The organism is Mucilaginibacter sp. CAU 1740 (assembly GCF_039839285.1).
In the GTDB taxonomy this organism is placed as follows: domain Bacteria; phylum Bacteroidota; class Bacteroidia; order Sphingobacteriales; family Sphingobacteriaceae; genus Mucilaginibacter.
The window spans coordinates 92,314-105,174 of record NZ_JBDOQS010000003.1 but is presented as its reverse complement, the minus strand read 5'-3'; the positions used below and the strand labels follow the sequence as shown (position 1 = coordinate 105,174).

Here is a 12,861-nt window from a genome sequence, read left to right as displayed (position 1 = left end):
ACAATATTAACTTTTATGAAGAAACATTTACTAACAATCCTCTTGTTATGTACTTGTGTTGCCTTTGGTTTTGCCCAAACCAAAGTAATTACAGGTAAAGTAACAGATCAGAAGGACGGTTCGCCCTTACCTGGGGTGAGCGTGACCGTAAAAGGGGCAACCGGGGTGGGAACACAAACCGATATTAACGGTGGGTATAAACTCTCGGTACCTGCATCAGCAAAAGTGCTTACGTTTAAATTTTTAGGTTATAACGTACTTGACGTGCCTATTAATGGCAATACAGTTAACGCCGCACTTGGTGTTGATTCGAAAGTGCTTAATGAGGTTGTGGTAGTTGGTTATGGAACGCAGAGCAAACGTTCGTTAACCGGCTCTGTTTCCAAAATAAAAGGGGCTGATATCGAAAATATACCTGTTCCGAGTTTGGAATCGGCTATTCAGGGCCGTAGCCCCGGTGTTTACATCCAGGCGCAAAACGGTAAGTTGGGGCAGGGCATCCAGGTGCGTATCCGGGGTGCATCTTCTATATCGGCCGGGAGCCAGCCATTATACGTAGTTGATGGTTTACCTATTACGGTTAATGATTTTTCGAGCAATGGCGCGTCAACCAACCCGCTGGTTGATCTTAACCAAAACGATATCGAATCGATAGAGATATTGAAAGATGCTTCCGCATCTGCCATCTACGGTTCAAGGGCATCAAATGGCGTAGTTTTGATCACCACTAAAAAAGGTAAGGCCGGAGCTACTAAAGTAACCTATAATCAATATTATGGTTTCAGTAAACCAACCGGCGAGCGTAAGTTTCTTGATGCCCAGGAGTATGTTACTTTATTGCGCGCGGCAGGTGCGGCCGGCGGTTATTCAACCTCTTCGGTTGAGGCCCGCTTACAGCGTTATGCCGCGGGTAGCGATGATTATAAAACGTATAAAGTAAATACCGATTGGCAACAGGAGATCATCCAACACGCGCCTGTTCAAAATTATAATCTTGTAGTAGCCGGAGGTAACGAAAAAACAAAGTTTTATATATCTGGTACCTATAACAATCAAAAAGGCTGGATATTAAAAAACTCGCTTAACCAATACAGCTTACGTACCAATATCGAAAACCAGGTGAACAATTGGTTTACGGTTGGTGCCAATTTAAGTGTATCCCGTACCGTTAACCAGCGTTTGGATAATGACGATCAGTTTTCAACGCCAGAGCAAATTGTGGCGTTATCGCCTATAACTCCGCTTATCGACCCGCGAACCGGATTAACCAGTGGTGCGCTCGATCCGGATACAGGTTTGCCAAACGGTAACTTTCCTATTTATTTTAACCCATTATTAAATTCGCAAAGCAGTCATTTTACCAGTACCGATTACCGAAATCTTGGTAACTTATTTGGTCAGGTTAAGTTCTCATCAGCTTTAAGCTTCAGAACTGAGGTTGGTGTGGATATATTAAACAATAGCGAAGATAATTATTCAGGAAGCCTTACGCTGCGTAATACAGGCCCGTTAAATAACGTAGGCCTTAATAGTTCGGTAACCTCGTTGAATTTTAACACTAACAACTTTTTACACTTTTTAAAGGATTTTGGTAAACATAACATCGACGCGGTTGGAGGTATGACCTATCAAAGGCAACAAAACGATCTTAACTCTATCTCGGGCGATCAGTTTCCGAGCGATGCTTACAAAAAGCTAACCAGTTCGGCCGATATTACCAATGGTATCTCATCAAGTACGGCGTATTCATTGCTATCATATTTTGCGAGGGCAAACTATAAGTTTGATGATAAGTACCTGTTATCGTTAAGTGGTCGTGTTGATGGTTCATCACGTTTTGGGGCTAACAACCGCTATGGCTTTTTCCCTGCAGGCTCGGTAGGCTGGGTAGTGTCTGAAGAAGGCTTTATGAAAAAACAGAAACTGATCTCAGAGTTGAAATTACGTGGAAGTTATGGTATAACAGGTAACTCCGAAATAGGTAATTTCCCGTCGAGGGGTTTATTCCAGGCCTTTGGTTACGCCGGGGTAGCTGGTGCAAGGCCCATACAATTGCCTAATCCCGATTTAAAATGGGAAACAACAGCCACAACAGATATCGGTTTAAATATTGGTTTCTTCGACGGTCGTTTATCGGGCGAGTTTGATTATTACTATAAGAAAACTAAAGATCTGCTGTTGAATGTACAGGTTCCGGCTACATCGGGTTTTACAACTATAACACAAAACCTTGGTAAAATGCAAAACAGGGGCTTTGAGTTGCAGATAGATTCAAAAAATATTGTTGGTGTGGTAAACTGGTCAACAAGCCTTAACTTTTCGCTTAATCGCAATAAGGTTACCGATTTGAAAGGGCAAGTAATACTGGGTGCCGGCGACCAGGTTAACAGGGCCATTGAAGGACAACCCTTAGGCGTATTTTATACCGCTGAGTTTGCCGGAGCCGATCCAGCTAATGGCGACGCGCTTTACTACAAAAACACTGACCTTGGCAATGGTAAACGCGACAGAACCAAAACCGCTGACTATAACCAGGCCGTTCCGGTAGTTGTGGGCGATCCTAACCCTAAATACCTGGCTGGTTTAAATAACTCTGTAACCTATAAAGGCATCGAATTTAGCTTTTTGTTACAGCAGGTTAACGGTAATAAAATTTACAACGGCGCAGGTCAGTACATGTCGGTAGGTTTTAATAATGGTGCTGATAACCAAACCATCGATCAATTAAACTCATGGAAAAAGCCCGGACAGATCACCAATGTGCCTGAAGCCCGATTATTTGGCGGTAACGGTATTAACCCAAGCTCAAGGTTCCTGGACGATGGTTCATACGTGCGTTTAAAAAATGTGGTGTTAGGATATAGTTTTCCAAAAGCGTGGCTCACCAAAATCAAGTTGTCGAGTCTGAGGGTTTACGCGCAGGCAACAAACCTCATTACCTGGACCAAATATAAAGGTTGGGATCCTGAGTTGAATTCCGATGCTTTTTCGGGTAATATTACACAGGGCTATGATTTTTATGCGGCTCCGCAGGCAAAAACTATAACTTTTGGAATTAACGTGGGATTTTAATTTAAGCAGACGAAAATGAAAATACATAAATATTCGGTTATAGCATTAAGTACTTTAGTTATGCTATACAGTTCGGGCTGCCAAAAGCAGTTAGATATAAAGCCAGTTGATCAGGTTGAACAAAATGATGCCATTAAAACATCTAAAGATGTACAGGGTGTGTTAATAGGTGCCTATACCGCTGCTACCTTAAGAGGTTTGTATGGTGGAAGGTTACAATCAACCACCGATTTTTTGGCAGATGATGGCGATTTTTCTTACTTCGGTACGTTTAATGAATATACCGAGCTTAGCGACAAAGCTGTTACTATCGTAAATCAATTTGTTGAAGGGGTGTGGGATACGGGTTACAATACCATTGGTGTGTGTAATAACGTTTTGGCCCATATTGATCTTGTTGATGAAGTTAACAAGAAAAGAGTTGAAGGCGAGGCCAGGTTTTTACGTGGCATGGTTTACTTTGATCTGGTAAAGGCTTTTGGCAGGGATTGGAACGATACCAATGGCTCACCAACAACTAACCAGGGTGTACCAATTGTGTTAACGCCAACCACTACAATAGCGGGTATTCAAAAAGTTAGCCGTAACACTGTTGCCGAGGTTTATGCTCAGGCAATAGCTGATCTGAAAGTTGCTGAAGCGAATTTAGATGTTAGTAACGGTGTGTATGCAACATCGGGGGCGGCATCAGCTGTGTTAGCGAGGATTTATCTTCAACAAAAAAATTATGCGGAAGCTGAAACTGAGGCTTCAAAAGTAATAGCCAGCGGTAGATATAGTCTTATTGAGCATTTTGCAGACGAGTTTCAATACCCGGGACAAGCTACGCACGTATTTAATACAGCTGAAGATATATTCGCGGTGCAAATATCCAATCAGTCTGGTTTTAATGCATTGAACGAGGTTTACGCCGCGGTAGCCTATGGTGGGCGTGAAGAGACCTATGTAAATGACCAGCATTTTGCCCGTTATGAAAGCGGCGACACCAGGGCGGATATGTTTTTTGATGACGATGGTGAGTTTACTACCAAATTCAATAACCTGTTCGGCAACGTGGTTGTAATTCGTTTCGCCGAAATGTATTTGATCAGGGCTGAAGCCAGGTCGCAAAAAGCCAGTCCGGATTATGCTGGGGCTGCAGCTGATTTAAATGTGGTGCGTAAAAGAGCGGGGATAAGCAATATTGTTCCTGCTACAAGCGCTGCTGGTTGGATAGATGTTGTTGAACGCGAACGCAGGGTTGAGTTACCTTTTGAGGGTTTCAGGTTAGCTGATCTTAAACGTTATAAAAAATCAACAAATTCTGTTGATGGTGATGGTAACGTGGTTGATACTTTTCCATGGAATTCGCCAAAACTGATTTTTCCGATCCCTAAACGTGAACGTGATGCCAACCCTAATTTAACCCAAAACGAAGGGTATCAATAAAACGACCTATTTATAATATATATACTTTTATTCAACCTCGGCGGTATTATCGCCGGGGTTTTTTGTTAAAATAGGGACAGCGCACCGAAATAGATTTGGTGATCTGCATGTATCAGCCACATCTTTCAATTGCGCGCGGGCATCATATAATTCCTCAACTCTTTACTACCATTTTGCTTATTGGGATTTTCTTTGCGATAGTGAAAGGGGGGATTTCTAATTATATCATAAGTAGGGCTGTCAAAGGAGCTTCCGCAAACAATCAGGCAGGTTTACTGTGGACAGGATTACAATTTAAATCCACCTTCAGGTATTTCAGGAATTTGATTTATAATAGCCATAGAACACCCATAAAACAAACAAGGCCTCTCATTACTGAAAGGCCTTGTTTAAAATATCTGTATTAAAAATTATCTCGCTTTGTACGGTTTAGCTTTTTTAACCGGATAGTGCGGTTTACCGTTAGGGTTAATTTCAGGCGCGCCAACCAAAGTCATCGCGCAGCGGAAACCAACTTCGGCACTTGATTCGTCCTGATCCATAAAACGACGGGTTGAAGGGTTTAACCAGTAAGCCATATCATTCCATGAACCACCTTTATAAACTTTCGAGTGGTCGTTAACCAGGGTTGTGGTACCGTAAAGGGCTTTGTTAACTTCGTCTTTTTCGCCCCTTGCATCCGGGTTGTAAGTTTTGCCCGAGTTTTTAGGAAGCAGTGAATCGATAGGTAACGAACCGTTTTGGCTGTTTGTAAGTGGCGCATTAGGGCTTGCAGCCTGTGCCGCGGCACTTTGTTGTTGCAAAGCTAACAACTCGCTGTATTTTAATTTTTTGTTTGAGTGTGCAGGATCCTTGATAGGTTTGCCATATTTATCTTTAGCATATAAACCTTTTGAAGGATCGGCCAAGCGTTTGTTGGTAAATTCGTTACCACGGAAAGGGTTGAAATCTTCAAACTCCTCGAATGAGGTTTGGCGATAAGTATCGGCAACCCATTCGTTAACGTTACCCGACATGTTGTACAAGCCAAAATCGTTAGGTGCGTATGAACGTACAGGGGCCGTAATATCAGCCTTATCATTCAGGTAACCACCAACACCTGCGTTATCACCCTGGCCACGTTTAAAGTTGGCCATGATCAAACCACGTGTTTTGCTTTTTGCCGAACGTACACCAAGACCGTTCCATGTATATACTTTACCGTCGTCGATGTTTTCGAACTGGGTGTTACCGGCTAATGCTAAGGCGGCGTATTCCCACTCTGCTTCAGATGGTAAACGGTAGTTTTGTTTCAGGATACCATCTTCCATACGCACCGGACGTACGGCTTTGCCACCTTTACCTGTACCGGCCTGAGCGTTAGGGCTAAGGTTAGGCATCATCTTTTTACCGTCGATACCGGCACCTGTCATCTGGCCGTTTAAGTAAATATCGGTGTTGAATGGTTGTCCGTTAGCTGCTATACCTGCATCGCCGCCGCCACCTTTTTTACCTTGGTCTTTCCAGGCTACAAGTCGGCCGGTTTCACGTAAAATATTTTCGTTGGTACGGTCGGTTCTCCACTGGCAATAAGCCTGTGTCTGATCCCAGGTTACACCCACAACAGGGTAATCCTGAAAGCCCGGGTGACGTAAATAGTTATCTACGTAAGGCTCGTTATATGATAACTTCCTGCGCCATACCAGTGTATCCGGTACTGCATTGTAGTATAGTTCTCTGTCTTGAGGGTAGGTAATATCTATCCAGTGCAGGTAATCAAGCCAATCCTGGTTTGATACCTCGGTTTCGTCCATGTAAAATGAAGGTACGGTAACCCTGCGACGTACGTTGTTGTAGTCAAAAGTTACATCCTGATCGGCACTACCGCCCATAACAAAAGTACCTCCCTCAATTGGTACAAGGCCTGGTCCGGGAGCCGGATGTGTTTGCCTGAAACGCTGGTAACCGCCGTTGCTTTTATCGTTATAGGTGATACCGGTTTTTTGCGATTGCTCACGTTTACTGCAGCTACTCACCAGGGCGCTTAAAGCAAACAATCCCAGAGCAGTTTTAGTAAAAAGTACTTTCATATTTTTACAGTTATATTAAGTGGTAAATTTATAAAAAAATGAACACAGTGGTTGTGCTGAAGTTTCACAATTTATAAATAAATGGTACAGTTATCAGTCGTTTTAACGAAAAATTGATGAAATTAGTTGCGTTGATTTGATTTTTTTGATTTACCTTTCAATAAAAGGGTGGGGCAAAAAGTTAAATCAAACTTTTACCCTAACTTTGTTAAACGTAATAGTTACAGCCTAACTCCCATCAATGAAATTTTTTACATTTCGCAGTGTTGTTTTTATAGTTCCGTTTTTATTGCCTGTTGCAGTGGCGGCACAAACCAACACTAATCCCAACGGAAGTAATATTAATGCGATACCTACTGAAGTGCCTTTTCTGAACATCTCGCCCGATTCGCGTTCGGGTGCTATGGGTGATGCAGGTGTGGCTTTGTCGCCCGATGTGAATGCCAATTTCTGGAACCCGTCAAAACTGGCGTTTTTGGAAAGCAGTGACGCGCTATCTGTATCATACAGTCCCTGGTTGCGCCACCTGGTGCCTGATATCAGTTTATCATATCTGAGCTACGCGCATAAAATTGATGAGCGGAATACCCTTGGTGCCTCATTAAGGTATTTCAACTACGGATCGATCCCATTTACTGACGAAAATGCCAATAACCAGGGTACTTATACACCTAATGAATACTCGTTAGATGTTTCATTTGCCCGTAAGTTTGGCGATAATTTTTCGTTGGGTTTAAGCATGCGGTATATCCACTCTAATATATCAAGTATCTCGTTTGCTACCGGATCGGGACAAGCTACCAAGGCCGGTAATGCTATTGCTGCTGATGTTTCCCTATATTATAAGGCACCTTATGGTGATGGTAATACCTTTGCTTTTGGTACGCATATTTCAAACATCGGCTCAAAAATTAGCTATAGCGATGTTGGTAATAAATACTTTTTGCCTGCCAACCTAAAAATAGGTGCTGCCAATACCTGGCAACTTGATGATGTGAACGAGTTTACCTTAACGTTTGATATCAACAAATTGTTGGTGCCAACCCCGCCACTGCGCGATGCCAATGGTGCCATTATAAAAGGTAACGATGACAATGTATCGGTACCGGCAGGTATTTTCCAATCGTTTGGTGATGCGCCGGGTGGCTTTAGTGAAGAGTTAAAGGAGATCAGTTTTTCGCCGGGTGCCGAGTACTGGTATAACAAGCAGTTTGCATTACGTACGGGTTATTATTATGAAAACCCGTCTAAGGGTGGCCGTCATTACCTTACTTTAGGGGTAGGCTTTAAATACAATATTTTCGATTTTGATTTTTCATACCTGGCAGCCAGCCAGCAAAACAGCGCCCTTGCCAATACTTTGCGCTTTAGTTTATCGGCAAATTTTGGGAGCACTAAATAATAATGGGTAAAATAAAAGTAGGTTTTGGGTTTGATGTACACCAGTTAAAAGAGAGTCACCCATTTGTTTTAGGCGGAGTTAAACTGGAGCACCATGCAGGCGCTTACGGTCACTCGGATGCCGATGTGTTGTTACATGCTATTTGCGATGCCTTATTAGGAGCGGCCAACCTGCGGGATATCGGCTTCCATTTTTCAAATAAGGATGACCGATGGAAAGGCATTAGCAGTCTGATACTATTGCAACACGTAGTAGCGCTGTTAAAAGAAAAGAATTTTGTTATCGGTAATATTGATGCCATGGTGTGTCTTGAGGCACCCAAGATCAATCCGCATATCCCGGCCATGCAAGCTTATATTGCCGAAGCTGCCGGTATAAGCGAGGATGATATTTCTATTAAGGCTACTACTAACGAACAATTAGGTTTCATTGGTAGGGAAGAGGGCGTTGTGGCCTATGCTGTTTGTTTGATTGAGCGGGAGTAAGGTGCTGGAGTTGCAAAATCCAGTTATAAGGGGCCGAAGTTGAACATTTCGGATAACAAGTAATACCTGCCGCCTACTTTTTTACTAATTCATAATATCAGTTCTTCAAGGCAATTTTATCAAATTCGCTTTTCGGGTAAATTGTAGCGATTTTAATAATATGTTATACATTTTATAAACTACCTGTAGAATTATTTTATGCGCAAATCATTACCGTTTATAGCGATTGTTTGCCTTTTGTTTTTTGCCCAAACGGTTTGGTCTCAAACCCCTGCGGTTAAGTTAAAAACTAATGCAAATGATACGCTTACAGTTAATGAAATGATCTCTACAGGAAATGGCGGAATTGGAGAAGGTGTAAGAACGTATAAAATATTAGGTAAAGATTATGCTTACAGAATGTCTGCAGTTGATTCCATACCTAATTATCCTGGAGGCGAGGATAAATTTAAGGACACGATAAATTACAAAGCTAAAGCCATATATCCTGAACAAAGGCGCGCTTTCAAAATAGAATTTATAATTGATTATGGTGGTAAACTTATTGATTTCAGGCTTTTATCGTCCGGACACCCTAACATCGATAGGAAGTTAATAAAGTTTATAAAATCCCAGCCTAAATGGACGCCCGGTATAAAAGATAATAAATACGTAAAAGTTAGATATGATTTTATGTGCAGGCCGTTTTAATTTTCTGGTACAAGGAAATCTGCTGATAAAAATACGTGTGGCTTTATCGTTGTTGTTGCTGGGCGAAATTCGAACGCTCATTGATGGGCACTGTATTATCAAGTTTTAAAAGCATATGCGTGCGAAGTTGGAAACTTCAGATAGCGAATAATAAGAAAGGCCCGTAATTTATTCATTTACAGGCCTTTTATTGTCAATCTTTTTTGCTTAACTAAAGTGCCTATACAACAGATACCCGATCATTATTAGTACAGCAACCCCGATTATAATATATATAGGCTGTGTTTTTTTACTGCTGCCTCCGTTAACATTAACATTACCGGTACGCTTCAATACTCCCCAACCACTTAGCTCGCCTTTTAATGCTTTACGTAACGATTTAAACAGCACGTAGTACATCAGCTGCCTCCACATAAAGCGCTGCGGAATAATGTATATAAGCTTTTTGTAATCCTCTTTTTCCATCCGGAAGGCGATGATGCCCACAATAAAATCAACAATTACAAAGGCAAAGTAGTATGTCAGCATCTTCTCCGGCTTTTCGCCAAATAATGCGAATAGCATCATTAAGTCGGCAAGCGGGGAGAACAGCGGCAATATGATCTGGAAGATTAGGATATTAGGCATACCCACCATCCCGAAGAATTTATACTTTTTGTTGAACAGCGCGTCGCGGTTTTTCCAGAAGCTTTGCATTACGCCAAAGCTCCAACGGAAACGCTGTTTAAGTAGCATATTAATAGTTTCCGGAGCCTCGGTATAGGCAACAGCCTCAGCGCAGTTACGCACCACGTAGCCTTGTTTAAGGATGCGCATGGTCAGATCGCAATCTTCGGCAAGGGTATCGTAAGTAAAGCCACCGGCTTTAAAAATAGCTGATTTACGGAACGCGCCAATAGCACCCGGAACTACGGTGATACTGTTGATGAGGTCAAACGCCCTGCGGTCCATATTTTGGGCGGTGATGTACTCTATCGATTGCCAGCGGGTAATAATATTGGTTTCGTTACCAACTTTTACCGTACCTGCTACCGCGCCGATCTCGGCATCGGTAAAATAGGTCATGAGTTGATATACAGCATCTGATTTTAGCTGCGTATCGGCATCAATACAAACCACAAAATCATTTTGGGCATGGGTTATACCAAAGTTGAGTGCCGATGCTTTGCCGCCGTTTTGCTTGGTGAATATCTTAACCAAGGGGTTACCGGCATAAGCAGCCTCTACAACCTCGTATGTTTTATCTTTCGATCCATCATCAACAAAAATGATCTCGAACGATGGATAGTCAGTTTTTAACAGACTTTGAATGGTGGCTACCGCGTTCACCTCCTCGTTGTAAGCTGGTACAATAATGCTTACAGGAGGCATTACATCTTTATCGCGGTTCAGTCTTTTCGATTTTTTATCTTCACTACGTTGCCTTACCGCCAAAACGCCGATCAGTACTATCCTAACCATGGCCAGGAATATGGCCGACAGGAATATGTAAACCAGCGTCCAGTTCAGGTAGTAATAACCGTGCACAAACATATCATAAGCCGGACCGAAAATGCCTGGTTCTGATTTGATAGGAGGCATCAGATCGGCCTTGGTTTTACCCAATACATCCGCAATGGTAGTAAATTGGTAGCCGTGCGATTTAAAGTAATGGATAATGGCCGGAAGCGCTTTAACGGTTTCCTCGCGGGTATCGCCACCGGCATCGTGCAGCAATATCATGGAACCATTATCTTTTTGACGGATGGTACGTGCAATGATGCTATCGGCGGTTACGCCTGGCTGCCAATCCCATGGGTCGATAGATTCGCCGATGGTGATATAGCTTTGGCGGCGGCTTTCGGCAACCGGGATAACTTCGGCCAAGGTTTGCGGCTCGGCATCAGCATTGAACGGAGGCCTGAACAATATTGTACTCCGCCCTGTAACCGATTCGATCAGTTTACGGGTGGAGTTAAGCTCCAGGATCACCCTTTTTAAGCTTATGGTCGAAATATCTGGGTGGAAGAAGGTATGGTTACCTATTTCGTAACCTTCTTCATATTCCCGCCGCAAAAGCTGGATATTTTTTTCGGCCATCGATCCTACAACAAAGAAAGCTGCGGGAACATTTTCCTTTTTCAGGATATCTAAAATCCGTGGTGTAAAATCAGGATCGGGGCCATCATCAAAAGTTAAAACTACTTTTTTAGGCGCATAACCATACCTGCGGATCACGTATTTGGTAGGCAGCTTAATATAACGCTGATCAAGAATGGTGAAGTTACTTGTATCCATCTTCACATCGATCTCGCCTGTAGTAGGGGTAGTGATCAAATCAAGCACCTCACCATCGCCGTCGTAATCAACATTTACGCGGTTGTTCAAACCTACGGTAGTAAGTTTCCGCATATCGATACCGGTTTTCCTCAACGAATCGATAGATAGGTTTTTCTGGAAAAACGTCCACAAACGTGGGTCTTCAGTACCTAAACGCCATAGTGATACACCGCCGGTAGCCCAATCATCGGCCATACGGATCACGTTGAAGTTGGTAGCGGCATCTGTAAAGTAAATGGTATGGTCAAGACTATCCTTGTCCATATAGGTAAAGTGCAGGTTGGCCGAAATAGGATCGAAATTGATCTTGCTTTTTTGCTCCTCGGCCGTACTGATAGCCTGCTGATAGCCTATGGTTTTACCAACGCTGCCTTCGGTCCAGTCGTAACCGCCACCTGCAAAGGTTAAAATGATCTTTTCACTTGGTACTTTTGAGCATACGTCATCCAATATCTGTTCAACCCAGTGTTGGTTTGATAGATCACCGGCATTAGTGGCTTCATAGTGCTCATCAATAGCCATGATAAACAGGAAGTCATTTACATGCTGAAGCCTTGATATATCAAAAGTTTCATCTTCGGGTACAACGTTTTGTGTAACTAGGAAACCTTTGGCATGCAATGTTTGGTATAGTTCGTTTTGGAAAGCTACGTAGTTTTTGCTGTTACGATCGCGCAGTTCGTCAAAATCAACGTTAATACCTTTAAGCTTGTATTTAGTGAGGGCATTGAGGATACTGTTAATAAATCCGGCACGGAGTTTTTTATTGTCGACTATACGGTCAATATCTTTAGTATCGTAACCACCACTCGCGTTATCCTTATTTACATAGTTTGATAGCGAAACAACAATGGGCTTTTGGTACTTTTTGTTGAGGTTCATAAGCCCGGTATCGAGCTTGGTGATAACGGTATCAACCTTAGGCAGTATCGAAAAACCTTCACTTACCACCATATCAAGGTGGCCAATGTTCACTACCAGCGAGTTATAGGCCTGGGGTTCCCAGGCACGGTAAAAGGCGGCATTTATCCTGTCTTTATTGTTAGGTTGTTTAAGCTGGTGCAAGCGTTTTGCTTTTTCAAGCGCTTCGATCTCTGATTTCTGAATACGGAACGACTTGAACTTAGTCGATTTTTTTAACTTATCAAGCTCCTCCTTCGACATCTTTTTAGGAGCCGGGTTGAGGTTTGGAAGATCGGGATAATACGTAGAGCGGATAGTGACAATTACGGCTATAATACCTATAACCAATACCACCAGTAATATACGGCTTAACCATTTAAAACGGTTCCACCTTCCCGGGTTATCGGCCTGAAAAACTTGCTTGCTTGATGCCATTAAGAGATTTTACTTTATTAAAAGTATAGGTTGCTTATGAAGATATGATGAAATGGTT

At 42.6% G+C, this 12,861-nt stretch carries 7 protein-coding genes; 5 read left to right on the top strand and 2 right to left on the bottom strand.

What is annotated here, in order from left to right:
* The first annotated feature begins 15 nt into the window (after positions 1-15).
* Positions 16-3,072, top strand: coding sequence for a TonB-dependent receptor (locus tag AAFN85_RS07945; protein WP_347526584.1), 3,057 nt, complete (start codon positions 16-18; stop codon positions 3,070-3,072).
* A 15-nt stretch (positions 3,073-3,087) separates the two neighbouring features.
* Positions 3,088-4,500, top strand: a complete 1,413-nt coding sequence (locus tag AAFN85_RS07940; RefSeq protein WP_347526583.1) for a RagB/SusD family nutrient uptake outer membrane protein — start codon at positions 3,088-3,090, stop codon at positions 4,498-4,500.
* Positions 4,501-4,910: 410 nt separating this feature from the next.
* Here AAFN85_RS07940 and AAFN85_RS07935 read toward each other — a convergent pair whose 3' ends face one another.
* Positions 4,911-6,569 carry an SUMF1/EgtB/PvdO family nonheme iron enzyme gene (locus AAFN85_RS07935; RefSeq protein WP_347526582.1) on the bottom strand — a complete coding sequence of 553 codons (1,659 nt, stop codon included), beginning with the start codon at positions 6,567-6,569 and terminating at the stop codon, positions 4,911-4,913.
* A 241-nt stretch (positions 6,570-6,810) separates the two neighbouring features.
* On the opposite strand from AAFN85_RS07935, the gene porV reads away from it, so the two are divergent.
* From porV to AAFN85_RS07920, 3 genes are all read left to right on the top strand, one after another.
* Positions 6,811-7,971, top strand: a complete 1,161-nt coding sequence (gene porV, locus AAFN85_RS07930; RefSeq protein ID WP_347526580.1) for a type IX secretion system outer membrane channel protein PorV — start codon at positions 6,811-6,813, stop codon at positions 7,969-7,971.
* Between the two features lie 2 nt (positions 7,972-7,973).
* Positions 7,974-8,456, top strand: coding sequence for a 2-C-methyl-D-erythritol 2,4-cyclodiphosphate synthase (gene ispF / locus AAFN85_RS07925; RefSeq protein WP_347526579.1), 483 nt, complete (start codon positions 7,974-7,976; stop codon positions 8,454-8,456).
* A 198-nt stretch (positions 8,457-8,654) separates the two neighbouring features.
* Positions 8,655-9,146, top strand: a complete 492-nt coding sequence (locus AAFN85_RS07920) for an energy transducer TonB (RefSeq protein ID WP_347526578.1) — start codon at positions 8,655-8,657, stop codon at positions 9,144-9,146.
* A 207-nt stretch (positions 9,147-9,353) separates the two neighbouring features.
* Here AAFN85_RS07920 and AAFN85_RS07915 read toward each other — a convergent pair whose 3' ends face one another.
* Positions 9,354-12,803, bottom strand: a complete 3,450-nt coding sequence (locus AAFN85_RS07915) for a glycosyltransferase (protein WP_347526577.1) — start codon at positions 12,801-12,803, stop codon at positions 9,354-9,356.
* Between the last annotated feature and the right edge of the window lie 58 nt (positions 12,804-12,861).

Coding starts and splice junctions, on each gene's coding strand:
- porV (WP_347526580.1), top strand. CDS start 6,811: ATGAAATTTTTTACATTTCGCAGTGTTGTTTTTATAGTTCCGTTTTTA.
- ispF (WP_347526579.1), top strand. CDS start 7,974: ATGGGTAAAATAAAAGTAGGTTTTGGGTTTGATGTACACCAGTTAAAA.
- AAFN85_RS07940 (WP_347526583.1), top strand. CDS start 3,088: ATGAAAATACATAAATATTCGGTTATAGCATTAAGTACTTTAGTTATG.
- AAFN85_RS07945 (WP_347526584.1), top strand. CDS start 16: ATGAAGAAACATTTACTAACAATCCTCTTGTTATGTACTTGTGTTGCC.
- AAFN85_RS07935 (WP_347526582.1), bottom strand. CDS start 6,569: ATGAAAGTACTTTTTACTAAAACTGCTCTGGGATTGTTTGCTTTAAGC.
- AAFN85_RS07920 (WP_347526578.1), top strand. CDS start 8,655: ATGCGCAAATCATTACCGTTTATAGCGATTGTTTGCCTTTTGTTTTTT.
- AAFN85_RS07915 (WP_347526577.1), bottom strand. CDS start 12,803: ATGGCATCAAGCAAGCAAGTTTTTCAGGCCGATAACCCGGGAAGGTGG.